At 74.2% G+C, this 25453-nt stretch carries 23 protein-coding genes; 18 read left to right on the top strand and 5 right to left on the bottom strand.

From position 1 onward, the window contains the following. Positions 1–290: 290 nt before the first annotated feature. From AB0N04_RS18375 to AB0N04_RS18390, 4 genes are all read left to right on the top strand, one after another. A complete protein-coding gene (locus AB0N04_RS18375) occupies positions 291–2879 on the top strand; it encodes a sensor histidine kinase KdpD (RefSeq protein ID WP_360211661.1) in 2589 nt (862 codons plus the stop codon). Between the two features lie 115 nt (positions 2880–2994). Further along, the gene (locus tag AB0N04_RS18380; RefSeq protein ID WP_350749961.1) at positions 2995–3675 is read left to right on the top strand and encodes a response regulator; all 681 of its coding nucleotides are present in this window, start codon (positions 2995–2997) and stop codon (positions 3673–3675) included. 65 nt (positions 3676–3740) lie between these two features. Next, a complete protein-coding gene (locus AB0N04_RS18385; protein WP_360211659.1) occupies positions 3741–4148 on the top strand; it encodes an OB-fold nucleic acid binding domain-containing protein in 408 nt (135 codons plus the stop codon). A gap of 2 nt (positions 4149–4150) precedes the next feature. Beyond that, complete coding sequence (locus AB0N04_RS18390; protein ID WP_360211657.1) at positions 4151–4948, top strand: DUF3159 domain-containing protein; 798 nt, start codon at positions 4151–4153, stop codon at positions 4946–4948. Positions 4949–5021: 73 nt separating this feature from the next. Here the strand turns inward: AB0N04_RS18390 and AB0N04_RS18395 are convergent, their stop codons facing one another. Continuing rightward, positions 5022–5693, bottom strand: coding sequence for a TrkA family potassium uptake protein (locus AB0N04_RS18395; protein ID WP_218206906.1), 672 nt, complete (start codon positions 5691–5693; stop codon positions 5022–5024). Continuing rightward, on the bottom strand, positions 5693–6361 hold the full coding sequence (locus tag AB0N04_RS18400) for a TrkA family potassium uptake protein (RefSeq protein ID WP_360211655.1): 669 nt from the start codon (positions 6359–6361) through the stop codon (positions 5693–5695). The genes AB0N04_RS18395 and AB0N04_RS18400 overlap by 1 nt, the downstream gene beginning before the upstream one ends. 229 nt (positions 6362–6590) lie before the next feature. Between AB0N04_RS18400 and AB0N04_RS18405 the strand changes: the two genes are divergently transcribed. After that, on the top strand, positions 6591–8672 hold the full coding sequence (locus AB0N04_RS18405; RefSeq protein WP_360211653.1) for an APC family permease: 2082 nt from the start codon (positions 6591–6593) through the stop codon (positions 8670–8672). 401 nt (positions 8673–9073) lie between these two features. After that, complete coding sequence (locus tag AB0N04_RS18410; protein WP_360211669.1) at positions 9074–10420, top strand: class I SAM-dependent RNA methyltransferase; 1347 nt, start codon at positions 9074–9076, stop codon at positions 10418–10420. Positions 10421–10516: 96 nt separating this feature from the next. Here the strand turns inward: AB0N04_RS18410 and AB0N04_RS18415 are convergent, their stop codons facing one another. Continuing rightward, the gene (locus AB0N04_RS18415; RefSeq protein WP_360211651.1) at positions 10517–10714 is read right to left on the bottom strand and encodes a hypothetical protein; all 198 of its coding nucleotides are present in this window, start codon (positions 10712–10714) and stop codon (positions 10517–10519) included. Between the two features lie 426 nt (positions 10715–11140). Between AB0N04_RS18415 and AB0N04_RS18420 the strand changes: the two genes are divergently transcribed. From AB0N04_RS18420 to AB0N04_RS18435, 4 genes are all read left to right on the top strand, one after another. Continuing rightward, positions 11141–12100 (top strand): LysR family transcriptional regulator, encoded by a 960-nt coding sequence (locus AB0N04_RS18420; protein ID WP_360211649.1) that lies wholly within the window; start codon positions 11141–11143, stop codon positions 12098–12100. A 234-nt stretch (positions 12101–12334) separates the two neighbouring features. Beyond that, positions 12335–14977 carry a collagenase gene (locus tag AB0N04_RS18425; RefSeq protein WP_360211647.1) on the top strand — a complete coding sequence of 881 codons (2643 nt, stop codon included), beginning with the start codon at positions 12335–12337 and terminating at the stop codon, positions 14975–14977. A gap of 249 nt (positions 14978–15226) precedes the next feature. Further along, entirely contained in the window at positions 15227–15463 is a 237-nt protein-coding gene (locus AB0N04_RS18430) for a toxin-antitoxin system HicB family antitoxin (RefSeq protein ID WP_360211645.1), read from the top strand. Further along, on the top strand, positions 15460–15882 hold the full coding sequence (locus AB0N04_RS18435) for a fic family toxin-antitoxin system, toxin component (protein ID WP_360211643.1): 423 nt from the start codon (positions 15460–15462) through the stop codon (positions 15880–15882). The genes AB0N04_RS18430 and AB0N04_RS18435 overlap by 4 nt, the downstream gene beginning before the upstream one ends. 157 nt (positions 15883–16039) lie before the next feature. Here AB0N04_RS18435 and AB0N04_RS18440 read toward each other — a convergent pair whose 3' ends face one another. Further along, a complete protein-coding gene (locus AB0N04_RS18440; protein ID WP_360211641.1) occupies positions 16040–16900 on the bottom strand; it encodes a GNAT family N-acetyltransferase in 861 nt (286 codons plus the stop codon). Between the two features lie 250 nt (positions 16901–17150). Between AB0N04_RS18440 and AB0N04_RS18445 the strand changes: the two genes are divergently transcribed. The 6 genes from AB0N04_RS18445 (at position 17151) to AB0N04_RS18470 (ending at position 22866) form a co-directional block, all read left to right on the top strand. Beyond that, positions 17151–18125, top strand: a complete 975-nt coding sequence (locus tag AB0N04_RS18445; protein ID WP_360211639.1) for an ATP-grasp domain-containing protein — start codon at positions 17151–17153, stop codon at positions 18123–18125. After that, complete coding sequence (locus AB0N04_RS18450; RefSeq protein ID WP_360211637.1) at positions 18122–18910, top strand: alpha-L-glutamate ligase; 789 nt, start codon at positions 18122–18124, stop codon at positions 18908–18910. Before AB0N04_RS18445 ends, AB0N04_RS18450 begins: the two co-directional genes overlap by 4 nt. A 243-nt stretch (positions 18911–19153) precedes the next feature. Continuing rightward, positions 19154–19984 carry a putative RNA methyltransferase gene (locus AB0N04_RS18455; RefSeq protein ID WP_360211636.1) on the top strand — a complete coding sequence of 277 codons (831 nt, stop codon included), beginning with the start codon at positions 19154–19156 and terminating at the stop codon, positions 19982–19984. 218 nt (positions 19985–20202) lie between these two features. Continuing rightward, positions 20203–21561, top strand: a complete 1359-nt coding sequence (locus AB0N04_RS18460) for an ATP-binding protein (protein ID WP_360211634.1) — start codon at positions 20203–20205, stop codon at positions 21559–21561. Between the two features lie 167 nt (positions 21562–21728). Beyond that, complete coding sequence (locus AB0N04_RS18465; RefSeq protein WP_360211632.1) at positions 21729–22082, top strand: nucleotide pyrophosphohydrolase; 354 nt, start codon at positions 21729–21731, stop codon at positions 22080–22082. Positions 22083–22239: 157 nt separating this feature from the next. Then, positions 22240–22866 (top strand): DUF6099 family protein, encoded by a 627-nt coding sequence (locus AB0N04_RS18470; RefSeq protein ID WP_360211630.1) that lies wholly within the window; start codon positions 22240–22242, stop codon positions 22864–22866. Here AB0N04_RS18470 and AB0N04_RS18475 read toward each other — a convergent pair. Next, entirely contained in the window at positions 22812–23033 is a 222-nt protein-coding gene (locus tag AB0N04_RS18475; RefSeq protein WP_360211628.1) for a hypothetical protein, read from the bottom strand. The genes AB0N04_RS18470 and AB0N04_RS18475 overlap by 55 nt on opposite strands. Positions 23034–23511: 478 nt before the next feature. Between AB0N04_RS18475 and AB0N04_RS18480 the strand changes: the two genes are divergently transcribed. Next, entirely contained in the window at positions 23512–24429 is a 918-nt protein-coding gene (locus AB0N04_RS18480) for a UTP--glucose-1-phosphate uridylyltransferase (RefSeq protein WP_360211626.1), read from the top strand. A 611-nt stretch (positions 24430–25040) separates the two neighbouring features. Then, positions 25041–25409 carry a DUF6087 family protein gene (locus AB0N04_RS18485; RefSeq protein ID WP_360211624.1) on the top strand — a complete coding sequence of 123 codons (369 nt, stop codon included), beginning with the start codon at positions 25041–25043 and terminating at the stop codon, positions 25407–25409. The last annotated feature ends 44 nt before the right edge of the window (positions 25410–25453 follow it).

A 25453-nucleotide genomic window follows, 5' to 3' on the forward strand; every position in this document is an offset into this window, starting at 1 on the left:
CGATGGTACTGCAGGGGGGACCCTGTGGGAGAGTAGGACGCCGCCGAACAATCATTCACGAAGAACCCCCGCCGGGATATCCGGCGGGGGTTCTTCGCGTTTCCCGGACGGTTTCCCGGGCACCTGCGCCCGCTCCCCGGCGAGGGGCCGGGCGCCGTCAATATGCCGCTAAAACCGCGTGATCAGTGCACGGATCAGCGGAAATCCGCCGCTCACGCCGTAGTCTCGCAGGGAGGGGAACAGGTGTCCGGGGGTGGCTGCCGGGCAGGTCCGGATCAAGAATGGTGCTCATGGGACGAGGCAGGCTGCGCATCTACCTCGGGGCTGCCCCCGGGGTCGGCAAGACGTACGCCATGCTCGCCGAGGCGCACCGGCGCCGGCAGCGTGGCACGGACGTCGTGGTCGCCTTCGTGGAGGACCACGGCAGGCTGCGGACCGCGGAGCTCGTGGACGGGCTGGAGGTCGTGCCGCGGCGGCAGGTGGCGCACCGCGGGGCCGTGTTCACGGAGATGGACGTGGACGCCGTGCTGGCCCGCCGTCCGCAGGTGGCGCTGGTGGACGAGCTGCCGCACACCAACGTCCCCGGCTGCCGCCACGCGAAGCGCTGGCAGGACGTGGAGGAGCTGCTGGCGGCCGGCATCGACGTGATCTCCACCGTCAACATCCAGCACCTGGAGTCGCTGGGCGACGCCGTCGAGGGCATCACCGGGGTGCGCCAGCGGGAGACCGTGCCGGACGAGGTGGTCCGCCGGGCCGACCAGATCGAGCTGGTCGACATGTCCCCGCAGGCGCTGCGGCGCAGGCTGGCGCACGGCAACGTGTACGCGCCGGAGAAGATCGACGCCGCCCTGGCGAACTACTTCCGCCCCGGGAACCTGACCGCGCTGCGCGAACTGGCGCTGCTGTGGACGGCCGACCGGGTGGACGAGTACCTGCAGAAGTACCGGGCCGAGCAGGGCATCGAGGGGACCTGGCAGGCGCGGGAGCGGATCGTGGTCGGCCTGACCGGCGGTCCGGAGGGTGCGACGCTGATCCGCCGCGCGGCCCGGATCGCGGCGAGGGTCTCCGGGGGCGAGCTGCTCGCGGTCCACATCTCACGTTCGGACGGGCTCTCCGGGTCCGGGTCTCCGCAGGCGCTGATCGAGCAGCGGGCGCTGGTGGAGAGCCTCGGCGGGACGTTCCACGCGGTGCTGGGCGACGATCCGGCCGGCGGGCTGCTGGACTTCGCCCGGGGGGTGAACGCGACCCAGATCGTGCTGGGCACCAGCCGCCGGCCGGCCTGGCAGTACCTCTACGGGCCGGGCGTGGGCACCACGGTGACCCGGGAGGCCGGCGACATCGACGTCCACATGGTCACCCACGAGCACGCCGGGCACGGGCGCGGCCGGGTGCCGGTGCGCCGGATCACCGACCTGGGGCGGTCCCGGACGATCGCAGGCTGGCTGATCGGGCTCGCCGGCCCGCCGGTGCTGGCCCTGGTGCTGAACGCCGTCGGCGGGCTGGGCCTCTCCACCGACATGCTGCTGTTCCTGGCCCTGACGGTGTGCGCGGCGCTGGTCGGCGGGCTGCTGCCGGCGATCGCCTCGGCACTGGTCGGCTCGTCGGTGCTGAACTACTACTTCACGCCGCCGCTGCACACCTTCACGATCAACGAGCCGCAGAACATCATGGCGGTGGCGATATTCACGGTGGTCGGCATCTCGGTCGCCTCGGTGGTGGACCTGGCGGCCCGGCGCACCCACCAGGCGGCCCGCAGCCAGACGGAGGCACAGACGCTCAGCGCCCTGGCCGGGACGGTGCTGCGCGGTGCGCCGAACGGGGACGGCGTGCTGACCGCCCTGATGGAGCAGGTGCGGGAGACCTTCGGGCAGGAGAGCGCGGCGCTGCTGGAGCGCCCGGAGCCGCTCGCCCCCTGGGCGACGGTGGCGGCCGCGGGCCCGCGGCCGCCGGAGCGGCCGGAGGAGGCCGACGTGGACGTCCCCGTCGGGGACAGCCTGGCACTGGTGCTGCGCGGCCGGGTGCTGCCGGGGGCGGACCGGCGCCTGCTGGGCGCCTTCGCGGCGCAGGCCGCCGTGGTGCTGGAGCGTCGCCGGCTGGCGAGGGAGGCCGTCGCCGCGCGCCGGGAGGCGGAGGGCAACCGGATCCGCACCGCCCTGCTGGCCGCCGTCTCGCACGATCTGCGCACCCCGCTGGCCGGCATCAAGGCCTCCGTCAGCTCGCTGCGTTCGGCCGACGTGGAGTGGGACCCGGAGGACGAGGCGGAGCTGTTGGCCGGCATCGAGGCCGGGGCCGACCGGCTCGACCACCTGATCAACAACCTGCTGGACATGAGCCGGCTGCAGACCGGTACCGTCACCCCGCTGATCCAGGAGACCGACCTGGACGAGGTGGTGCCGTTCGCGCTCGGCGGGGTGCCGCCGGAGGCCGTGCGCCTGGACGTGCCCGAGACGCTGCCGATGATCCGGGCCGACGGCGGCCTGCTGGAGCGCTCGCTGGCGAACCTGGTCGAGAACGCCGTCAAGTACAGCCCGGACGGTGTGAAGGTCCTGGTCAAGGCCGACGCCCTGCAGCAGCCGGGCGGGCCGGGCCGGGTCGAGCTGCGGATCGTCGACCGCGGCCCTGGCGTGCCCGAGGACGCCAAGGAGCGGATCTTCGCGCCGTTCCAGCGCTACGGGGACGCGCCGCGCGGCGCCGGGGTGGGCCTCGGGCTGGCGGTGGCGCGCGGCTTCGTCGAGGCGATGGACGGCACCGTCACCGCCGAGGACACCCCGGGCGGCGGCCTGACCATGGTCGTCAGCCTGCCCGCCGCCGAGCGCCCGCCGGATCCGGCGGAGGCGGTCGGCGACGGCCGGGATCCGCTCTCGCGGCTGATCACGTGACCGCCGGCGCCGCACCCCGCGGCCCCTGCGTTCCGGTGCCCCCCGGAACCTCCGCAGCGCAGTACCCCAGTACCCCAGTCCCAAGTCCGACAGCCCCGAAAGGCGGAGCCCGCACATGACCCGGGTCCTCGTCGTGGACGACGAACCGCAGATCGTCCGCGCGCTGGTGATCAACCTCAAGGCCCGCAAGTACGAGGTCGACGCGGCCCATGACGGCGCGAGCGCCCTGGAGCTGGCCGCGGCGCGCCATCCGGACGTCGTCGTGCTCGACCTCGGCCTGCCCGACATGGACGGCGTCGAGGTGATCCGCGGTCTGCGCGGCTGGACCAGGGTGCCGATCATCGTGCTGTCGGCCCGGCACGCCTCGGACGAGAAGGTCGAGGCCCTGGACGCCGGCGCCGACGACTACGTCACCAAGCCGTTCGGCATGGACGAGCTGCTGGCCCGGATGCGCGCCGCGGTGCGCCGGGCCGAGCCGGTCGCCGGCGAGGACGACTCCCTGGTGGTCACCGAGAGCTTCACCGTCGACCTCGCGGCGAAGAAGGTCAACCGGGACGGCACCGACGTCCGCCTCACTCCGACCGAGTGGCACCTGCTGGAGGTGCTGGTCCGCAACGCCGGCCGGCTGGTCAGCCAGACCCAGCTGCTGCAGGAGGTGTGGGGCCCGGCCTACCGCACGGAGACCAACTACCTGCGGGTCTACCTCGCGCAGCTGCGCCGGAAGCTGGAGCGCGACCCCTCCCACCCGCGCCACTTCATCACCGAACCGGGCATGGGGTACCGGTTCGAGGGCTGACCACGGGCTCCCCCGGCGGCCGCACGGCCTGCCGCCGGGGGCACGGAAACCGGTACCCTTCCGACATGAGTGGTGACAACAGCAGCGACCAGCCGCAGGGGCGTTTCCGCCGCATGCTCAGCCGGCTGACCTCCTCGGCCGAGGAGCTGCAGGCCGAGGAGCTGCGCCAGGAGAGCGCGGCGGAATCGGGCTGCACGCCGATCGCCGGGTGCTCGGACCGCGAGCTGGTCACCGTGGCGGGCACGCTGCGCACGGTGACCCTGCGCCCGCGGGCGGGGGTGCCGGCCCTGGAGGCCGAACTCTTCGACGGCACCGAGGCGCTGGACGTGGTCTGGCTCGGCCGCCGCTCGATCGCGGGCATAGAGCCGGGCCGCCGGCTGGTCGCCAGCGGCCGGATCAGTCACGCACGCGGGCGCCGCGTGCTGTTCAACCCCCGCTACGAGCTGCGTCCGGTCGGACACGGGAGCGAATGAGCGTGAGCAACCAGCCCGGCGGCGAGTCCGCCGCCCAGCTCGACCTGGCCGCCGCCCACCACGCGTCGACCGCGCCGCACGGCGTGGACGAGGCGGGTGCGGCCGTCCGCGAGGCCGTCGTGCTCAGCGAGGCCGAGGAGGCGGCCCGCAAGGCCGCCGCCTCCAAGGAGGCCGCCGACACCGTCCTGCAGGCCTTCGGCGGCGTGCGCGGCATGATCGACATGACGCTGCCCGGCCTGGTCTTCATCGTCACGTACAACATCACCCACCAGGTCAGCTCCGCCGCCTGGGCGGCGCTGGCCCTGTGCGCGGTGTTCGTGGTGACCAGGCTGGCCCGGCGGGAGACCGTCCAGCACGCCTTCAGCGGGGTGTTCGGCGTCGCCCTGGGCGCCTGGATCGCGATGAAGAGCGGCCGCGCCGAGGACTTCTACCTGCCCGGCCTGCTGTGGAACGTCGCCTACTGCATCGCCCTGGCGGTCTCCGCCCTGGTGCGCTGGCCGATGATCGGCGTGATGCTCGGCCCGGTCACCGGCGAGATGTTCACCTGGCGCAAGGAGAACCCGGGCCGCTTCGCCGCCTACACCAAGGCGACCTGGGCCTGGGTGGTGATCATGGGCCTCAAGCCGGTGGTCCTGTTCCCGCTGTACTTCACCCACAACGTCAACCTGCTCGGCTGGCTGAAGGTCGCCCTCGGCATCCCGCCGATGCTGCTGGCGATGTACGTCACCTGGCAGATCCTGCTGAAGGCGCCGCCGCCGATCAAGGCGCAGCTGGACGACGACGAGGAGCCGGCCGGCTAGCCGGCGACGGACGGACCGAGGGCGAGGGCCCGCACCCACCGGGGTGCGGGCCCTCGCCCTCGTCGTGGTGGCCCTACTGGGCGCCGGAGGTCGCCGAGAGCAGGTCCTCGAGCTCCTCCTCGCGCTCCTGCGCGGCCACGAAGAGCAGCTCGTCGCCGCCCTCCAGGGTGTCGTCCTTGCCCGGCACCAGCACCCGGCCCTCGCGGATGATCGTCACCAGGGCGGTGTCCTGCGGCCAGGCCACGTCGCCCACCCGGGTGCCGACCAGCTCGGTGTCGGCCGCCAGGGTCAGCTCGACCAGGTTGGCGTTGCCCTGGCTGAAGCGCATCAGGCGGACCAGGTCGCCGACGCTGACCGCCTCCTCGACCAGGGCGGACATCAGGCGCGGGGTGGACACGGCGACGTCCACGCCCCAGGACTCGTTGAAGAGCCACTCGTTCTTCGGGTTGTTCACCCGGGCGACGACCCGCGGCACCGCGTACTCGGTCTTGGCGAGCAGCGAGACGACCAGGTTCACCTTGTCGTCGCCGGTCGCGGCGATCACCACGTGGCAGCGCTGCAGGGCGGCCTCGTCCAGCGAGGTGATCTCGCAGGCGTCGGCCAGCAGCCACTCGGCCATCGGCACCCGCTCCACCGAGATGGAGTTGGGGTTCTTGTCTATCAGCAGGACCTCGTGGCCGTTCTCCAGCAGCTCGCCCGCGATCGAGCGGCCCACGGCACCGGCCCCGGCAATGGCGACCCGCATCAGTGACCCTCCTCCTTCGGCCCCTGCGCGAACGCGGCCTCGACCGCCGTCAGGTCGCCCCGGCGCAGCATCACGTGCACCAGGTCGCCTTCCTGCACCACCATCTGGGGCGTGGGCAGCACGCCCTCGCCGAGCCGGGTGACGAACGCCACCCGGGCGCCCGAGGCCTCCTCCATGAGGCCGATGCGCCGGCCCACCCAGGCCGGGTCGTAGGCGACCTCGGCCAGCTGGACGCCACCGCTCGGGTCCTGCCACAGCGGCTCGGAGCCGCTCGGCAGCAGCCGGCGCAGCATCTGGTCGGCGGTCCAGCGGACCGTCGCCACGGTCGGGATGCCCAGCCGCTGGTAGACCTCGGCACGGCGGGGGTCGTAGATCCGGGCCGCGACGTTCTCGACGCCGAAGTTCTCCCGGGCCACCCGGGCCGCGATGATGTTGGAGTTGTCGCCGCTGGAGACCGCGGCGAACGCGCCGGCCTCCTCGATGCCCGCCTCGCGCAGGGTGTCCTGGTCGAAGCCGACGCCGGTCACCCGGCGCCCGTTGAAGCCGGCGCCCAGCCGACGGAACGCGGTCGGGTCCTGGTCGACGACGGCCACCGAGTGGCCCTGTTTCTCCAGAGCTCTCGCGAGGGCCGAGCCCACGCGGCCGCAGCCCATGATGACGATGTGCACCGGCGCTACCTCACCCGTCCCGTAGGGTTCTTGACCTGCGCAAACACCGTTCATCTCCCTTTCCCGCCCGGCATCCCGGGACGAGCGTTCTCGTGGGGCGCCGACCCCGCAACGCATGTGTTGCCCGTCGGCTCGTATCCGACACGCTAGCCGGTCCGTAGTACGCAGTCGCGACGAAGGGGGGGACAAACGGCGGAGCATTGCTCGGGAGCCCCTACGATTCCTTAACGTGCCTATGCCGACTGACCTACCGAAACGCATCCTGATCGGGCGCGCCCTGCGCAGCGACAAGCTGGGCGAAACGCTTCTGCCCAAGCGGATCGCGCTGCCCGTCTTCGCCTCGGACGCGCTCTCCTCGGTCGCGTACGCCCCCGAGGAAATCCTGCTCACGCTGTCCGTGGCGGGCGCCTCGGCGATCCACTTCTCGTGGCAGATCGGCCTCGTCGTCGCCATCGTGATGCTCGCCGTGGTCGCCTCCTACCGGCAGAACGTCCACGCCTATCCGAGTGGCGGCGGCGACTACGAGGTCGCCACCGTGAACCACGGGCCCAACTCCGGCCTCGTCGTCGCGAGCGCCCTGATGGTCGACTACGTGCTCACCGTGGCCGTCTCCACCACCTCGGGCGTCGCCAACGTCGTCTCCGCCGTGCCCTCACTGCGCGGCCACGAGCTGACCCTGTCGGTCGTCGTGGTCGTGATCCTGATGGGCATGAACCTGCGCGGTGTGCGCGAGTCCGGCTCCGCCTTCGCCGTCCCGACCTACGCCTTCATGGTCGGCGTGATCGGCATGGTCGGCTACGGGGTCTTCCGGCACTTCGTGCTGGGCCAGGACATGCCCGCCGAGAGCTCCGGCTTCCACCTCGCCGCGACCCCGGGCAACGACTCGCTGGCCGGCTTCGCGATGGTGTTCCTGCTGCTCAAGTCGTTCTCCTCCGGCTGCGCCGCGCTCACCGGCGTGGAGGCGATCTCCAACGGCGTCCCGGCCTTCCGCAAGCCGAAGAGCAAGAACGCCGCCACCACGCTGCTGATGATGGCCAGCATCGCCGTCGTGATGTTCATGGGCATCATCTGGCTGGCCCGCCTCACCGGCGTCCAGATGGCCGAGAACCCGGCCGAGCAGCTCGTCGGCTCCTCGGCCGACTACCACCAGAAGACCGCGCTCGCCCAGATCAGCGAAGCCGTCTTCAACAACTTCACGCCCGGCTTCTACTTCGTCGCCGCCGTCACCGGCCTGATCCTGGTGCTCGCCGCCAACACGGCCTTCAACGGCTTCCCGGTGCTCGGCTCGATCCTCGCCCAGGACCGCTACCTGCCGCGCCAGCTGCACACCCGCGGTGACCGGCTGGCCTTCTCCAACGGCATCATCCTGCTGGCGATCGCCGCGATCCTGTTCGTCATCGCCTTCAACGCCGAACCGAACCGGCTGATCCAGCTGTACATCGTCGGCGTCTTCGTGTCCTTCAACATGAGCCAGTCCGGCATGATCCGGCACTGGACCAGGCTGCTGCGCACCGAGACCGACCCGGCCAAGCGCCGCCACATGCAGCGCAGCCGGGCGATCAACACCTTCGGCCTGGTGATGACCATGGCCGTGCTGATCGTCGTCCTGGTCACCAAGATCAGCCACGCCTGGATCGCGATCGCGGCGATGGTCGTCCTGTTCGTGATGATGAAGGGCATCCGCCGCCACTACGACCGGGTCTCCCACGAGCTCACCGCCGCGGAGGAGCCCGACGACGTGGTGCTGCCCACCCGGGTGCACGCCATCGTGCTGGTCTCCAAGCTGCACAAGCCGGCGCTGCGCGCCCTGGCCTACGCCCGGCTCGCCCGTGCGCACACCCTGGAGGCCGTCTCGGTCAACGTCGACCCGGAGGACACCGCGGCGCTGCGCCGGGAGTGGGACGAGCGCGGCATCGAGGTGCCGCTCAAGGTGCTGGACTCGCCGTTCCGAGAGATCACCGGTCCGGTCCTGGACTACGTCAAGAACCTGCGCCGCAGCAGCCCGCGCGACGTGGTGTCGGTCTACATCCCCGAGTACGTCGTCGGCCACTGGTACGAGCACCTGCTGCACAACCAGAGCGCGCTTCGGCTCAAGGGGCGCCTGCTGTTCAAGCCCGGCGTGATGGTCACCTCGGTGCCGTGGCAGCTGGAGTCCTCCGAGCGGCGCAAGCCGCAGAAGGCCTGGTCCGCGCCGGGTGCCGTCCGCCGTGGCGAGCCGCGGGCGCCGAAGGCCGTACAGTCGAAGGATTCCGTCGCCTCCGGTCCGAGCACCGGGGCCCCCTCCGACCGCAGCAAGGACTCCTCCCAGTGACCCGCAACAATCCGCCCCGTTCCTCCGGCGGCTCCGGCAAGGGCGCCCGTCGGGGCGGCACCCAGCCCGGGCAGGCAGCCCGGCCGCGCTGGGGCAAGCCGTCCCGTCCGGAGGCCACCGACCGCGACGGGTACACCGCGCGCACCGCGCCGCTCGCCCCGGGCGAGCGGACGCAGGAGCCGTCGACGGGCCGTGGCGGCTCCGCTGCGGCCCCGGCCGCGGCGGGCAAGGGCTCCCCGGCGGCCGGCAAGGGCGCCTCGCCGCAGGGCGGGGGCCGGACGGCCGCGGGCAGGGACGCTGCAGGTAAGGCCTCCGCGGGCAAGGACGCGGCGGGCCGGTCGGCCGGCAAGGGCGGGTCGGGCAAGGCCCCGCGCAAGCAGGCCGTGCGGCCGCCGAAGGCGCTGCGCACCACCGCCCGGGCGGCCCGGCCCGAGACGCCGTCCGGTGACCCGCTCGTCGGGCAGCGCTACGAGGTCGAGGTCGGCCCGGTCGCGCACGGCGGCGGTCACTGCGTGGCCCGGCACGAGGGCCGGGTGCTGTTCGTCCGGCACACGCTGCCGGGCGAGAAGGTGGTCGCGCTGGTCACCGAGGGCACCACGACGTCCCGGTTCCTGCGCGCCGACGCCGTCGAGGTCCTGGAGCCCGCCAAGGAGCGGATCGCTCCGCCGTGCCCGTTCTCCGGGCCCGGCAAGTGCGGCGGCTGCGACTGGCAGCACGTCACCCCCGGCGGGCAGCGCAAGCTCAAGGGCCAGGTGCTCACCGAGCAGCTGGCCAAGCTGGCCGGGCTCACCCCGGCCGAGGCGGGCTGGGACGGCAGCGTCGAGCCGGTCGGCGGCAAGCTCCCGGCCGGGCAGGTTCCGGCCTGGCGCACCCGGGTGCAGTACGCGGTGGACGCGGAGACCGGCAAGGTCGGCCTGCGCAAGCACCGCTCGCACGAGGTGCAGCCGGTGGACCGCTGCCTGATCGCCGCCGAGGGCGTGACCGAGCTGGGCGTCGAGGGCCGGGACTGGCCGGGCGTCGCCTCGGTCGAGGTGTTCGCCGCGACCGGCTCCTCGGACCGCCAGGTCGTGCTGACCCCGCGCCCCGGCGCCCAGCTGCCGCTGGTCGAGCTGGACAAGCCGGTCTCGATCGCCCGGGTGGACGAGCAGGGCGACGTGCACCGCGTGCACGGGCGCTCCTTCGTCCGCGAGCGGGCGGCCGGGCGGACCTGGCGGGTCAGCAACGGCGGCTTCTGGCAGATCCACCCCGAGGCGCCGGACACCCTGGTCGACGCCGTCCTGGACGGCCTGGACCCGCAGTGGGGCGAGAACGCGCTCGACCTGTACTGCGGTGTGGGCCTGTTCGCGGGCGCGCTGGCCGACCGGGTCGGCGAGGAGGGCGCGGTGCTCGGCATCGAGTCCGCCAAGCAGGCCGTGGTCGACGCCCGGCACAACCTGGCCGCGCTGGACAACGTCCAGATCGAGTGCGACCGGGTGGAGACGCTGCTGCCGCGCACCGGCATCACCGCCACCGACCTGATCGTCCTGGACCCGCCGCGCTCCGGCGCCGGGCGGGAGACCGTCGCGCACCTGGTCGGCCTGGAGGCGCGCCGCATCGCGTACGTCGCCTGCGACCCCGCGGCGCTCGCCCGGGACCTGGCGTTCTTCCGCGAGGGCGGCTACCGGCCGGTGTCCCTGCGGGCCTTCGACCTGTTCCCGATGACGCACCACTTCGAGTGCGTCGCGATCCTGGAGCCGGCCGGGCAGTGACCCGCGGTCGGCGCGGTCCGACATGACGACGAGGCGGTGCCCGGGGTCCTCCGGGTGCCGCCTCCGTCCTTGTCGGGTGCCCTGCGCGGGATGCCGTCAGGGTTCGTTGCGTTCCTCCTCGTCGGCGCTGTGCGGGAGGTCGATCCCGTGCTGGGCGGCGAGCCGGAGCAGTCCGGCGATCCGGCCCTCGTAAGCGTCGACGCCGTCGGCGTCCTCTTCGGCCCGGGCCGCCGCGAGGTCCCGGCGGGCCTGGGCGAGCTGCTCGCGCAGCTCCTGGTCGAACATCGCTGTCATTGCCGGCCTCCACACCGGTCGGTGCCGCTCCGCGGAAAGCTCAGGAGAGTTCAGAGTCCCGGAAGATGAAGGACTCTTCAAGTCTCACTCGTCCTGGTGGGGGGCGTCGGGCGGTGCGGTGCGGTGCGGGGGCCGGGGCCGGGGCCGGGGCCGGGAGTCGGGGCGGGGGTCCGTGACGGCGCGCCGTCGGCGGGGTGCCGGGGGACGTGACCGGCCGGCGGCGGGCCGGAGGCCGACCGGGGCCGGTCAGAGGCCGGTCAGGGGCCGGTCAGGGGGACGCAATGCGCGGGTAAAGGCGACTGCCGGTGCGGCCGTCCGGGCCACGGCAGGGGCTTGACGTGGCGATTCGCGCGGGGCGAAGGTGAGCGGCCGACATGTCATGTGTGCTGTTGCACTGCCGTCCGCCGGGGCGCGAGGGGGAGGGTCATGGAGCTGGAACTGCGGCACCTGCGCGTGCTGTGCGCCATCGCCGACACCGGGAGCGTCGGCCGGGCCGCCGTCCTGCTCGGTGCCTCGCAGCCGGCCACCAGTACGCAGCTGCGCCGGATCGAGCGCCACCTGGGCGCCCCGCTGTTCGAGCGCACGGCCGCCGGCGTGGCACCGACCTGCTTCGGCGTCGAGGTGGTCGCCGCCGCGCGCGACCTGCTCACCCGCGCCGACTGCCTGGGCCGCCGCCCGACGGCCCCCGACGGGCCGGTCCGCCAGGAGCTGCGGCTGGCCGCGACGATCTCGCCGATCCTGCCCGGGCTGGTCACCCGGGCCCGGCACCAGCGGCCCGAGCAGCGCTTCACGCTGAGCTCCGTCTACCGCTCCTCCGACATCGTCGAGCTGCTGGAGCAGGGCGACGCCGAGGCCGCCGTCGCCGTCGACTACCCCGGCCGGGAGCTGCGGCACTCGCCGGCCGTCGCGCACCGCGGCATCGTCACCGAGCCGGCCTTCGTGGTGCTCCCGGCCGGCCACCGGCTGCGGCACCGCACCGAGATCGCGCTGGTGGACCTGGCCGAGGAGGACTGGTTCCTCACCCCCGACGACGGGGCCGGCTGGCACGCCGTCTTCTACGGCGCCTGCGCCGCGGCGGGCTTCACCCCGGTGACCGTGCACGAGTTCCTCGGCGGTCGGCTGGAGCTGCAGGAGATGATCGCCGCCGGGCTCGGCATCTCCGTCGTCCAGGCGACCACCCGCCCGCTGGCGGAGGTGCTGGTGAAGCCGCTCGCGGGGACCCCGATCTGGGTCCGCCACCTGCTGGCCTGGCGGGCCGCGGGGGTGAGCGGGGAGGTGGTGGAGACGCTGTTCGGTGCGGCGGCCGCGGCCTACCGGGACCTGATCTCCGGTTCGCCGACCTTCCAGGCCTGGGCGGCGCGGACGTACCGGCCGGTCCGGCCGTAGGCCGTCGCGGGCCCGGCGGGGCGTGCGGGTCGGTTCCGCGGGCGGTCCGGGCGGCGGGTCCTCGTTCCGGCGTCCCCCCGAACGCCCCTGGTGGGGCGGTGTTATGCCGGACGCGCCTCATGTCATATGACCTGTGACATTGTTCTGACGCGGCGCCCGATGGCAGGATCACGTCGACTTCCCCCATGCCTCGGCAGTAGTCCAGTCACCGCCCCCACGGAGAAGGACCCCAGAGTGCGCCTTCGCATACCCCTGCCCACGCTCATGGCCGGCGTCGTCGCCGGCTGTGCCACCGCCGCGACCCTGCTGCCGGTCCCCGCGCTCGCCGCGCCCGGGCCCTCGGCCCGGCCGTCCACCGCCGCACCGGCGGCGGGCACCGGCACCGGCGCCGCCACCGCCGTTCCCCAGCCGCTGGGCGCCTTCCTCACGGCCGACCCCGCTGAGTCCGTCGCGCCCGCCGTGGCGCCCGCCGCCGCACCGCTGCCGCCCGCGCTGCTCGGCCAGGCCGTGCTGGGCCAGCCGGCCGGCACCACCGTGCAGACCGCGCCCGCCCCGGGCCGCCCGCAGGCACCCGCGGCCGCCGCCCGCCACGCGAGCGGGGAGGCCGGCGCGTTGAAGGCGGCCGCCGCCGGCGCGGGAACGGCCGCTGCCGCGCAGACCTGCACCCCGGCCGACTTCGGCAGCCGCAGCGGCTCCGACCTGGTCTCCTTCCTCGAGAGCTCGACCACGGACTGCGTCAACACGCTGTTCAACGTCACCGGCGCCGACGCGGGCCGGATCTTCAAGGAACCGCAGATGCTCACCGTGGCCAAGGCCTACCAGGGCCTGGCGGCGACCTACGCCGGGAACAACTCCGCCGGCATCCTCCAGCTCGTGCTCTTCCTGCGGGCCGGCTACTACGTGCAGTCCAACAACGCGGGCGCGGTCGGGCCCTACGACGCCGCGCTCACCGCCGCCAGCAAGGCCGGACTCGACGCCTTCTTCGCGGGGCGGCACTGGACGGACGTCACCGACGACAACGGCGCGGTGCTCGCCGAGGTGCTGGTCCTCACCGACAGCGCCAACCTGCAGGGCTCCTACCTGGGCGTCTACAAGCAGGTGCTGAACGGCTACGACGCCTCGTACAACGCCTTCCCGAAGATGCTCAAGGCCGTCAACTCCGTGCTGTCCGCGCCACTGTGGCGGGGCAACTGGAACACCGACTTCGTCCGGGCCGTCAGCGCCGACCCGAGCATCGGCACCGCCCTGGGCTCCTTCGCGATCAACCACAAGGACCTGCTGGGCACCGCCAACGCCTACCTCGACGTCAACGCCGGCAACGACCTCGGCCGGATGGCCGGCGACGGCCCCGCCGTCGAGGCCGCCGTCAAGGGCCAGGTCAAGGCGGTGCTCGACGCCTCCCGGATCACCGGCCCCACCGGCCCGCTGTACGTCCACACCGCCTACCAGGCCAACGCCTTCGACCCCGGCCAGTGCTCCTACTACGGCACCTGCGACCTGCCGGCGAAGCTCACCGCGGCCGTGCTGCCCGCCCAACTGGTCTGCGACAACCGCACCATCCAGACCGAGGCGCTGTCGCCCGCCGACCTGGCCGCCGTCTGCGCCAGCCTGCGCGGTGAGGACACCTTCTTCCACAACCTGGTGAAGGACGGCGGGCCGGTCAACCCGTACGGCAAGGACCTCACCCTCGCGGTCTTCGCCAACCAGGCCGACTACCTGACCTACTCCTGGGCGATCTTCGGCAACTCCACCAACAACGGCGGCCAGACCGTCATGGACCCGACCGACCCGAACAACCGGGCCGTGTGCGTGATGTACCAGAAGTCGTGGAACGACGGCTTCACCGCCAACGTGTGGAACCTCAACCACGAGTACACGCACTACCTCGACGGCATCTACGACATGAAGGGCAACTTCTCCACGGAGATCTCCGTGCCCGACATCTGGTGGATCGAGGGCGTCGCCGAGTACGAGTCCTACGCCTACCGCGGCACCACCGACACCCAGGCGATGGCGGAGGCCGCCAAGCACACCTACAAGCTCAGCACCGTCTTCCAGAACACCTACGACAACTCGGACACGGTGCGCACCTACCCGTGGGGCTACCTCGCCGTCCGGTACATGGTGGAGAAGCACCCGGCGGACGTCCAGGCCATGCTCGGCCGCTTCCGCACCGGCGACTACCCGGGCGGCTACGCCGTCTACAACGGGATCGGCACCGGCTACGACGCCGACTTCGACGCCTGGCTCGACGCCTGCGCCGGCGGCGCCTGCTACGCGGCCGGCCCGACCGCGCTCTTCGACCAGAGCGTCAGCGGACCCACCGTCACGCTGACCGACCGGTCCGTGCAGACCGGCCCCGGCCGGATCACCGGCTGGCACTGGACCTTCGGCGACGGCACCTCGTCCGACCAGCGGAACCCGTCGCACGGCTACGCCGCCGCGGGCACCTACACCGTCGCGCTGACCGTCACCGACGACACCGGCCGGACCGCCAGCACCCCGGCCTCCGTCACCGTCACCACCGGGACCGGCACCACCACCCCGCCGGCCTGCACCGACCAGCGCGCCGACGCGCTCGGCCAGAACTGCTCGCGCGCCGGCCGCACCGCCACCGCCGGCAACCTCGACTACCTGTACGTCTACCTGCCGGCCGGCACCAGCACGCTGAAGGTCACCACGTCCGGCGGCACCGGCACCGCGTACCTGTACTACAACGCGGACACCTGGGCCTCGCCGAACGCCTTCACCGCCTCCTCGACCAACCCGGGCACCGCGCAGAGCATCACGGTGACCAACCCGACCGCGGGGTACCGCTACGTGAGCCTGTACGCCGCCACCGACTTCAGCGGGGTGACGGTCAGCACCCAGTTCTGATCCGGGCCCGGTTCTGATCCGGTTCCGGTTCCGGCTCCGGGTTCGACTCCGGTTCCGACTCCGGGCGGCCACGGCCGCGGCTCCTCGCCGCGGGCGTGGCCGTCGCGCGTTCAGGGGGTGCTCGGGCGGCCGGGGTCTCGGGGCCTACGGGGGTGCGGGGGTGCGGGGGTGCGGGGGGCTCGTTCGGGGCGTGCGGCGTCGGTGCGCGCGCCCTTGTTGTGCTAGCACTTCGGCGCTAGCTTGGGATTCATGGGTAAGAAGCAGCTGAACGTCCGGGTGGACGCCACGACCGCCGAGATGGCCCGGGAACGGGCGGAGCAGCAGGGGATCAGCATGAACCAGTACATCGAGCGCCTGGTCCAGCAGGACATGGGCGAGGCGGGGCGGGCCTTCGTCGACGCGGCGGCCCAGTTCATGAAGGAGTACGAGACGGCCTTCCTCGCCGAGTTCGGGGAGCCGGGCGACCTGCAGGACGTGCGCCGTTGAAACTGGAGGTCGACCTCTCGTGGCTGCTCATGACCGCCGAGCAGTACACCCCCGGTGACCCGCAGGTCACCGACTACGGATCACTGCTCGCGGCCGTCACCCGGCACCAGGCGGAGATCTTCGACATCGACGTCTACCCCGAACCGCAGGACCGCGCCGCCGCCCTGATGCACCAGCTGATCCGGGTGCCGGCCCTGGAGAAGACCAACGAACTCTTCGCGACGGCCGTCGCCTACGCCTACCTGGTCGCCAGCGGCTGCACCGTCGCCACCACCGCGCGCGAGGTGCGCAGCCTCGCCCGGGCCATCCGGGAGGGCCGGCTCGGGGTGTCCGGCGTCGCCGAGCGGCTGTCGGCGTGGGTGGTGGACGAGGCCGAGGGGGAGGGTGTCAGCGGGGCGGAGGACGAGGACGACGACTGACGGCCGTCCCCGTCGCCGTCCCCGCCCCGCCCCGTCCTTCCGCCGCCGCTTCGGTCCCCGTCCCGGCCGCCCCGCGCCCGGGGCGGTACCGCCCCGCCGGCCGTCCGACCGGCCCGTGCGGCCCGATCGACCTCTGCGGCCGCCGGGGCCGGGGAGGTCAGGATCCGGACCGCTCCGGGGCCGGTTCGGCGATCAGGGCCGTCGCGAACGGGCGGAACCCCGCCCGGCGGTAGATCCGGGCGACGTCCTCGTCGGCCGCGGACAGGAACACCGTCCGCACGCCGTTCGCCCGCGCGTGCGCGACCAGGGCGGCCGTCACCGCCAGGCCCAGCCCGCGCCGCCGCGCCGACGGCAGCGTTCCCACCCCGGCCACCTCCGTGACCGCGCCGACCGGATTGTGCTGGCCCGCGCAGAGCGCCGCACCGTCCGCCAGCGCGGCGGCCAGCACGGTGGTGCCGGCGGTGATCCGACCCGCGATCCGCTCCACCGCGCCCTCCGCGACCATCCGCTCGACGGCCTCGGCCAGCTCGGCCGCACCGGCGGTGCCCACCCCGGTGCCCGGGTCGCCGAACGCCAGGTGCGGGACGGTGACGGCGGACGCCAGCTCCGGCGCGTCCGCGGCCAGGACCCGCACCCGCGTCCCCTCCGGCAGCCCGGGCAGCGGGGCCGGCTCGTCCCCGGGGCCCAGCACCAGCAGCGGGTGCTCGTGCACCACCAGCCCGGCGGCCTCCACCGCGGCGCGCAGCGCGGGGTCGTGCTCGGCCACCCACTCGAACGCCTCCGGCAGCCCCAGCTCGCGCTGACGCCCCAGTACCCGCCGGACGTCCGCGGCGGTGGCGGCCGGGCCCCGGTGGCCGAGCGTGGGGCGGGCGTAGTAAGGCCAGCCCGCGCCCTCGCGGACGAACAGGGTCAGCGGGCCGAAGTCCTCGGCCCGTGCGGCGCTGCGCGGCACGGCGTCGTAGTAGCGCTCGATCGCGTCGAGCAGGGAACGGTCGGGATCATGATCGGCAGAAGTCACGGCGTGCATCCAAGCAGGGGGCCCGCCGGGGCCGCCACCGCTTTGTCCCCGGAGCCCGCCGCCGTCCGCACGCGTCTCCCGGACCGGCACCCGCCGCCCGGGACCGGGCCGGGAGCCCGATTGTTGCCGAACGCTTACCGGCTCGCAGCGATCTTGTGTGTACACCGCGTGGCATGCTGATGCCTTCACAACTGCCGGAGGGGGACGGCGGACGTCCGCACTCGGCAAGGCAAGGGGGGAAGACAGGCCCATGAGGCTCTGCTTTCTGGTGGAGGAGCACTACCGGCAGGACGGCATGCCGCTCGACGTGGTGCGCCGGCTCACCGAGTGGGGACACCACGTGGACGTGCTGCGCCCCGGTGACTCGCTGATGGCGATCTCCGAGGCGGTCCGGGCCGGCAGCCACGACGCCTGGGTGCTCAAGACGGTGTCCGGCGGTCCCGGGCTCACCCTGCTGGAGGCGGCGGCCGCCGTCGGCCTCACCACCGTCAACGACGTCCGCTCCATCCGGAGCGTCCGCGACAAGGCGCTCGCCTCCGTGATCGCCCGCACCCGCGGCCTGCCCGTCCCCGTGACCTACGCCGCCGCCCGCTGGGAGCGGCTCGCCGAGATCCCCGCCGCCGAGTACCCGCTCGTGGTGAAGCCCGCCGACGGCAGCTCCGGGCGCGCCGTCCGGCTCGTGACCAGCCCCGACCACCTGCTCGACCTCGGCCCCGAGCTCGCCGGCGAGGGGCTGCTGATCGCCCAGCCGTACGTGCCCAACTCCGGTACCGACCTCAAGGTGTACTGCGTCGACGGGGAGCTCTTCGCGACGGAACGTTCCTCCCCGATCCACCCCGGGCAGGGCGTCCGCGAACGACAGGTGCCGCTGCCCGCCGAGGTCGCCCGGATCACGGCGCAGGTCGGCGAGGTGTTCGGACTCGACCTGTACGGCGTCGACGTGCTGCTCGGACCGGACGGGCCGGTGGTCGTGGACATCAACGACTTCCCGAGCTTCCGCAAGGTGCCCGACGCGGTGTCCAGGGTCGCCCGGGCGGTGCTGCGGCTCGCGCGCAGCGGGACGGCCGTCTCGGCGCCCGCCCCGGCGCTGGTACCGGCCGGCGGCGGGTTCGGCGGGGTGGACCTCGGCGGCGGTGAGTTCGCGGGCCGGGACTTCGGCGGCGAGTTCGGTGGTGACTTCGGCGGCCGGGACTTCGGCGGTCGGGACTTCGGCGGGGCGATATGAGGATCGGGCTGATCACCGGCGACCCCGGGCACCCGGTGCTCGCGGCGACCGCCGCACTGCTGGGGCGCCGGCACGAGGTGCTGGCCGTCGACCCCGCCGGACCGGCGGACGCGTCGGCGGACGTCTACCTGCTCAAGGCCCGCACGCCGCAGGCACTCGCGCTCGCCCGGGAGCTGGAGCGCCGCGGTGCGCCCGTCGTCAACTCGGCCGCGGCGACCGAACTCTGCCAGGACCGGGTGCGGATGGCCGAGCTCGCGCGCGGCGCCGGGCTCCCCTTCGCGGCCACCGGTGACGCCGGCCGGCTGGCCGAACTCGTCGCCCCCGCCCACCCGTTCGTGGTCAAGAGCCGGCACAGCAGGCGGCACGACCTGGTCGCCCGGGTCGACGATCCCGACCGGCTGCGCGAACTCGCCGCGCGCTGGCCCGACGAGCCCGTCGTCACCCAGCCCTTCGTCCCGGGGACCGGCTGGGACCAGAAGCTGTGGGTGGTCGACCGGCAGGTCTTCGCGGCCCGCCGGCAGTCCGAACTCGCCTCCGGCTCGGGGAAGTCGGGGCCGGCCGAGGACTGGGAGCCGCCCGCCGACCGGGCCGCGCTCGCCCTGCGCGTCGGGGAGGTGTTCGGGCTCGACGTCTACGGCGTCGACCTGCTCGACGGCCCGGCGGAGCCCGTCATCGTCGACGTCAACGCCTTCCCCGGCATCCGCGGCCGGGCCGGTGCGCCCGAGGCGCTCGCCGCGCTCGCCCTGCGCGTCGCGGCGGAGCGGGGGCGGATCCCGGTCGGGTAGCCAGTCGGGTAGCCCGGTCGGGGAGCGGTCGGGGGAGCGGTGCCACGCTGTCGTCGCCCCGGGGCCGCCGGCGCCCCGGGCAGACGGAACCGGGGCGGGCAGGTGCGAGGGCACGGCTCCGGCCCGGTCGGCCCGGAGGGCCTAGGCTGGCTGCCCAGGGCCACCGGGCCAGCAGGACCCCGGGCGTCCGGGGACCCGTGGGTCCGCGGGTGCGCGGGGCGAACGGCGAGAGAAGACGGAACGTTGCTGCAGGACATCGAGCACTACCTGGCCTGCCCCCACTGCGCGCAGGCCCTCACCCGGCACGACCGCACCCTGCGCTGCCCCGCCGGACACAGCTTCGACCTCGCCAAGCAGGGCTACGTCAGCCTCCTCGCCGGCGACGCCCACACCGGCACCGGTGACACCGCGGAGATGGTCGCCGCCCGCGCCGACTTCCTCGCCGCCGGCCACTACCGGCCCATCGCCGAGGCCCTCGCGGAGGAGGCCGGGGCCGCCGACCCCGACGGCCTCGTCGCCGACCTGGGGGCCGGCACCGGCCACTACCTGGCCCACGTGCTCGACGCCCTGCCCGACCGCGCCGGCGCCGCCCTGGACATCTCCAAGTACGCGCTGCGCCGCGCGGCCAGGGCCCACCCCCGGATCGGCGCCGTGGTCTGCGACGCCTGGCGGCCGCTGCCGCTGCGGGACGCCTCCGCCGGGCTGATGCTCAACGTCTTCGCACCCCGCAACGGGCCCGAGATCCGCCGGGTGCTGCGCCCCGGCGCCACCCTGCTGCTGGTCTCGCCCACCTCGCGCCACCTGCGCGAACTCGTCGACGCGCTGGGGCTGCTGTCGGTCGACGAGGAGAAGCAGCGGCGGATCGACGAGAAGCTCAACCCCCACCTGACCCCGGCCGGGCAGCGGCAGGTCGAGTTCACCCTGCGGCTCGGCCCGGACGAGGTCCGCACCGTCGTCGGCATGGGTCCCAGCGCCTGGCACACCGACCCCGGCCGGCTCGCCGAGGCCCTCGCCGGGCTGCCCGACCCGGTCGAGGTCACCGCCTCGGTGACGGTGGCCGCCTACCGGCGCTGAGCGGTGCGGGGCCGGGACGCCGCGGCCGAGGCCTCCGGTGACGGCGCGGCCCACGCCGTCGATGACGGCGCAGGCGCAGGCGCAGGCGCTGGCGCTGGCGGTCGGCGGCCGCCCGGCGCTGCGCGGTCGGTCACCGGACCGGGCGGGTCCGCCACGTTGGGATGAATCTGCCGAGCAGGCACGTTTCTGCCGACCGGGCTGCGGCTAACGTCCGACGGGTGAACCGCGACGCCACCCGGCCCGCCGCGCCGGCCCACCTCCGACCGGGCGCCCCGGGGCCCGATCGGCCGCCCGTAACACGCCCCACGGTCGAGGAGCTCCGGCTCACCTCGTTCAAGTCCTACCGGCGGGCCGTCCTGCCGCTCGCCCCCCTCACCGTCCTGCACGGGCCCGCGGGGGTGGGCAAGTCCAACGCCCTCGACGCCCTCGCCGTGCTCTCCCGGCTCGCCCTCGGGGAGGAGGTCGCCGGCTCCCTCGACGGACTGCCGGACCGGACCGGCCCCCTCGCCAAGCCCGTCCGGGGCGGCCTCGCCGGCTGCGTCCCGCACGGGCGGGACGCGATCATCCTCGGCTGCACCGTCCGCTCCCCGCACGGCCGGATCCGGCTCGACGTCGTCGTGCGCACCGACGGCCCGGTCCGGATCGCCCGCGAATCGCTCACCCTGGACGGCCGCACCCTCGTCGACACCGGCGAGCAGGACGTCCGCAAGCGGCGCGTCAACGTCTGCTGGCACAACGACACCCGCCAGGGCGACATCCGGGCGCCCTTCCCCAGCGGCACCATGATCAGCGCGCAGCTCCCGCTGCGCGTCGCCGGCTCCTCCCCGGGCGAACGCCTGGTCCTGGCCGCCGCGGAGGACCTGCTCACCGCCCTGCGCGAGGTCTTCCCCGTCCACCCCGTCCCCGCCCTCATGCGGGGCTGGGCCCGCCCCGACCCGCAGGCCCGGCTGCGCAGCAACGCGGCCAACGTCTCCGCCGTCATCGCCCGGCTGGCCGGCGAGTGCCCGCGGCGCTACGGGCAGCTGCTGCGCGTCGTCCAGTCCGCCGCCCCGCACCCGCTGCTCGGGCTCGCCCTCGCGCACCGCGGCGAAGGGCCGGAACGGCGCGTCCTCGCGGTCTTCGACGAGGGCGTCCTCGGGCGCACCGGTGCCGACCAGGCCTCCGACGGGATGCTGCGCCACCTCGCCTTCGCCGCCGTGCTCCTCACCGGCGCCGGCGTGCTCGACCTCGACCCGGCCGCCGAGGTGCCCTGGGCGCACCGGCAGCTCACCGTGCTCGCCGAGGACCTCGGGGCCGGGCTCTCCACCGAGCAGACCGCCTCGCTGCTGCGGCTCGCACGGGAGATGTCGGGACGCAACCAGCTGCGGGTCCTGGCCGCGCTGCAGGAACCGGCGGCGGCGCGGGAGGCGCTGGGCGCGGCCGACCTGGGCGCGGGCGCGGCCGCGCTGGTCGAGTGCCGGCGCGACCCGGACTCCGGGCACACCGTGCTGCGGTCCGGGGCGGCCCGGGTGCCGGCCCAGTGCGGGCGGGGGGACGCGGCGGGAGCGGCGGCGGATGAGGTAGACCTGGACGGGTGAACGAACGAGTGACGGGGCCGGCGGGGCCGGCCGGGGCTGCGGGGGCCGGGGCTGCTGAGGCGGCCGGGGGTGCTGCGGGATCCGCGGCGTCGCCGGGGTTGCCGGGGTCCGCTGGATCGCCGGAGCCCGCGGGATCGCCGGGGGCGCCGGCGCCCTCGGGTCCGACGATGGAGGGCCTCCGGCAGCGGCTGTCGGACTTCGCGGCGGCCAGGCGGTGGGAGCCCTTCCACACCCCGAAGAACCTGGCGGCGGCCCTGAGCGTGGAGGCCGGGGAGCTGCTGGAGATCTTCCAGTGGCTGACGCCCGAGCAGGCGGCCGCGGTGATGTCCGACCCGGAGCGCGCCCACCGGGTGCGGGACGAGGTCGCGGACGTCCTCGCGTACCTGGTGCAGTTCTGCACGGTCGTCGGGGTGGACCCGTTGGAGGCACTCGCGGCCAAGATCGAGCGCAACGAATCCCGCTTCCCGGTGCCGACCGAGCCGTCGGACGTCAACCCGGACGTGGGCGACCAACCCTTGTGAGGGACGGAAGTCATCCACAACCCCGGAGTTTTCCACAGCTTCCGCATTCCTGGATGCGGGCCCGACGGCTTCGCCGCACGCTTTCGCCGTGACCGCACGACCGCCCCTCCGGCGGCCGCCGGTCCCACGGCGACAGCGAGCGAGGGGAGTGGCCGCCATGGAGGCGTTGCGACTGATCAGGAGGGCCCGGCACGCCCTGGCCGAGGCCAGGCACGTACCGGACGTCCTGGCCGAGGCGCGGCAGGCCGCGCTGCTCACCGAGGCGGTGGGAGCCCGGCTGGCGGAGCTGGAGGACGACGGGCTCACCGGTCTGGGCCAGCAGCTGTCCGAGGCCGGCGCGCACGCGGCGGTCTGCCTGGACCGCTCGGTGGTCAGGGCCGCGGTGCTGAACGGCGGGCGGGCCGGGCGCCTCACCGAACTGGGCGACCCGGCCACGGCCCTGGGGGAGCTCGACGGGCTCCTGCGGGACGTCGGGGAGACGCTGGTGGTGCTGGCCTGCGGCGCCGACACCGAGAGCCTCTACTGGACGTGCATCGACGGCGTCGACGCGGTGTCGGAGTGCAAGGACCTCACCGGGCTGCTGCGGAAGGCGGCGAGCCGGGCCGAGGAGGCGGCGCGTGCGGCAGGGCCGGGCCGGGGGGAGGCCGCGCCGGCCGGTCGCGGTTCACCGATACTCGTGGTCCGGCTCGGCCCGCCGGGTGAGGGCGGACCGGCGGAGGGGGTTCCGGACTACCGGGCGCCCGGCGCGGTCGGAGCGGCGGAGGTGTCCGTGCCGGCGGGGTAGCCGGCCGCGGTGGCGGACTGCAGCTCGGCGATGTCCGCGGTCACCGAGGCGAGCAGTTCCTGCATCTGCTCCAGCAGGCTCTTGGGCGCGGCGGGCCCGGCCGATGCGCCGGCGCCCGAGACCGTGGAGCTGCTCGGGAGCTGCGGCGTGGCAGAGGGTTCGGACATGACGGGACCTCTTCGGATCGGTAGTGCGGTGTGAAGCGGCCGGCGGTGGCCCGGCCGCGCGGCGGGGGTGGCAGACGCCTTGCCACCGGAGGCGCACGCCCCGCCGCAGCGCCCAACGAACCGTTCCGGCGGCCGGTCACCGCGCACCACCCGATGCGGTCCAACTCCGCTGGGCCGTAAGCCTCCCGGGTGAGCCGGGGTTGCCGCCGCGGAGCAGCCTGGGCTAAAGCGCGCCCCCTGGCATGCCCAGGGCGGGGCGGCTCCGGGCCGGCACCTGCGGGCTTCCGGCCCCGCCGACCCCGCGGCCCTCGCCACCCCGCGGGCCCGCTTCGGGCCTCCGGCGTGCGGCCTCCGACGTGCGGCGTCGGGTGTGGGGCGCCGCACGACCACCGAAAACGATCACGCCTCCATCGCTGGTAGCGTCGATCGGCCTTCGCGCCAACACGGCGCATTACCACCGCACATGAGAGAGGGTCACATGGCTCCCAAGACGATTCGCCGAGCCGTCATCCCGGCCGCCGGCCTTGGTTCCCGTCTGCTGCCCATGACCAAGGCGACCCCGAAGGAGATGCTCCCCGTCGGGGACAAGCCCGTCATCGAGCACACCGTCCGTGAGCTCGTCGACTCCGGGGTCACCGACATCACCATCGTCGTCTCGGGTGACAAGAGCCTGATCCAGGAACACTTCCGCCCCAACCCCGTCCTCGTGGAGCAGCTGCGCCGCGACGGCAAGGCCGCCTTCGCGGACGCGGTGGAGGAGATCGGGGAGCTGTCCCGCAAGGGGCACATCAGCTACCTGTACCAGCACGGCCCGTACGGCAACGGCACCCCGGTCCTCAATGCCGCCCGGCACTTCGGCGACGAGCCGTTCCTGGTGCTCTGGCCGGACGACGTCTTCGTCGCCGAGGTGCCCCGGGCGCAGCAGCTCATCCGGGCGTACGAGCAGACCAACGCGCCGGTCCTCGCGCTCATGCCGATGGCGCCCGAGGACTCCTACCGCTACGGCGTGCCGGTGGTGAAGGAGGACCTCGGGAACGGCTCGCTGCGGATCGCCGGCCTGGTCGAGAAGCCGAAGCCGGTCGACGCCCCCTCCTCCTTCGCGGCCATCGGCGGGTACGTGATCACCCCCGGCATCGTCGACGAGATCCGCGACCTCACCCGCCGGTGGCACGAGAAGCCGGAGGACGAGGTCTACCTGACCGACGCCATCAACGCGTACGCGGCCCGGCGCGCCGTCTACGGGCAGGTCATCGACGGCACCTGGTACGACACCGGCAACCCCGCCGCCTACCTGCGGGCCCAGTTCGCCGCCGCCCTGACCGACCCCGCGTACGGGCCGGAGCTGAGCAGGCTGGCCGCCGAGCTCGCCCCTGCACCGAGCGGCCCCACGGGCTGAGCCCGGCGGGGTCCGGGCTGCGCCGAGCAGGTCCGGAGCGTCCCCCGCGGCGCTCCGGTCCGGCCCCCACCCCCTCCGGGGCCGGTCCGGCTCCGCACGGCCGGCCCCGGAGGGGCTCACCGACCGAGACGACACCGGGAGTTGATCCTCGTTGAAGAAGCCGTACTGGCAGCCCTACTGGTACCGGCTGCTGTTCCGCGCGGACGGCGGGTCGGGGTGGGAGGTGATGGGGCCGCCACCGGTCAGCCGGGTGCCGAACGCCGCGTTGGCGAACGGATCCCTGGAAGCGTGGGTGCAGGCCCTACTGGCGGGAGCGGTCGAGGAGTTGGACGACCTGCGCGGCGAGCTGCTCCTCGAGTGCTTCGACGGGCCGGAGCCCGCGGAGGGCGCTGAGCCGGTCCACTCGGCGAGGATACGGCTCCCCGGGTCGGCCGCCGGGCCTTCGGCGCCGCGCCGACGGGCCCGGCGCCGTCCCGGTGCGGGCCGGTCCGGGTGAGGCCCGGGAAGGGCGGCGGCCGTCGGCGCGGGCGGTGCGTCAGGCTGCGTCGGGGTGTCGCTCGGGAGGGTGATTCGGCTGCCCCTCACCGGGGTCGAGGGGCCAGACTGGGGCGATGGACGAGGAGGAGCCGCTGGCCCAGTGGGCGGCGAGGCGGGAACAACGGCGGCGGCCCGTCGGGCAGTTGCGGGCCGTGGGGCTCGGAGTCACCGAAGGCGACGGCGGCCACGGCGGTACCCGCGACGGCATCCACGACAGCAGCCGCGGCGGCGGGGACGCGGGCCGGGGGCGCGGCGCGCACGTGGCGCCGGCGCAGCCGCGGCTGATCGTGCGCTGGGACGGCTACCAGTGGCTGCCCGAGGCCGTCGCCGAGGACTATGCGGCGGCGCAGCGGATCCTGCACGGCATCGAGGGTGACGGCGTGGTGCGGTCGGCCTGGCCGGCGCAGCCGCGCCGGGCGCCGGGGCGCCACCGCAAGCCCTGACGGCGCCGGGCCACGCGGAGGGGCCCGGAGCGGTCTCGGCTCCG

This window comes from Kitasatospora sp. NPDC051702 (genome assembly GCF_040681575.1).
Lineage (GTDB): Bacteria > Actinomycetota > Actinomycetes > Streptomycetales > Streptomycetaceae > Kitasatospora.

Coding starts and splice junctions, on each gene's coding strand:
- AB0N04_RS18375 (WP_360211661.1), top strand. CDS start 291: ATGGGACGAGGCAGGCTGCGCATCTACCTCGGGGCTGCCCCCGGGGTC.
- AB0N04_RS18380 (WP_350749961.1), top strand. CDS start 2,995: ATGACCCGGGTCCTCGTCGTGGACGACGAACCGCAGATCGTCCGCGCG.
- AB0N04_RS18385 (WP_360211659.1), top strand. CDS start 3,741: ATGAGTGGTGACAACAGCAGCGACCAGCCGCAGGGGCGTTTCCGCCGC.
- AB0N04_RS18395 (WP_218206906.1), bottom strand. CDS start 5,693: ATGCGGGTCGCCATTGCCGGGGCCGGTGCCGTGGGCCGCTCGATCGCG.
- AB0N04_RS18415 (WP_360211651.1), bottom strand. CDS start 10,714: ATGACAGCGATGTTCGACCAGGAGCTGCGCGAGCAGCTCGCCCAGGCC.
- AB0N04_RS18420 (WP_360211649.1), top strand. CDS start 11,141: ATGGAGCTGGAACTGCGGCACCTGCGCGTGCTGTGCGCCATCGCCGAC.
- AB0N04_RS18430 (WP_360211645.1), top strand. CDS start 15,227: ATGGGTAAGAAGCAGCTGAACGTCCGGGTGGACGCCACGACCGCCGAG.
- AB0N04_RS18445 (WP_360211639.1), top strand. CDS start 17,151: ATGAGGCTCTGCTTTCTGGTGGAGGAGCACTACCGGCAGGACGGCATG.
- AB0N04_RS18450 (WP_360211637.1), top strand. CDS start 18,122: ATGAGGATCGGGCTGATCACCGGCGACCCCGGGCACCCGGTGCTCGCG.
- AB0N04_RS18465 (WP_360211632.1), top strand. CDS start 21,729: ATGGAGGGCCTCCGGCAGCGGCTGTCGGACTTCGCGGCGGCCAGGCGG.
- AB0N04_RS18470 (WP_360211630.1), top strand. CDS start 22,240: ATGGAGGCGTTGCGACTGATCAGGAGGGCCCGGCACGCCCTGGCCGAG.
- AB0N04_RS18475 (WP_360211628.1), bottom strand. CDS start 23,033: ATGTCCGAACCCTCTGCCACGCCGCAGCTCCCGAGCAGCTCCACGGTC.
- AB0N04_RS18480 (WP_360211626.1), top strand. CDS start 23,512: ATGGCTCCCAAGACGATTCGCCGAGCCGTCATCCCGGCCGCCGGCCTT.
- AB0N04_RS18485 (WP_360211624.1), top strand. CDS start 25,041: ATGGACGAGGAGGAGCCGCTGGCCCAGTGGGCGGCGAGGCGGGAACAA.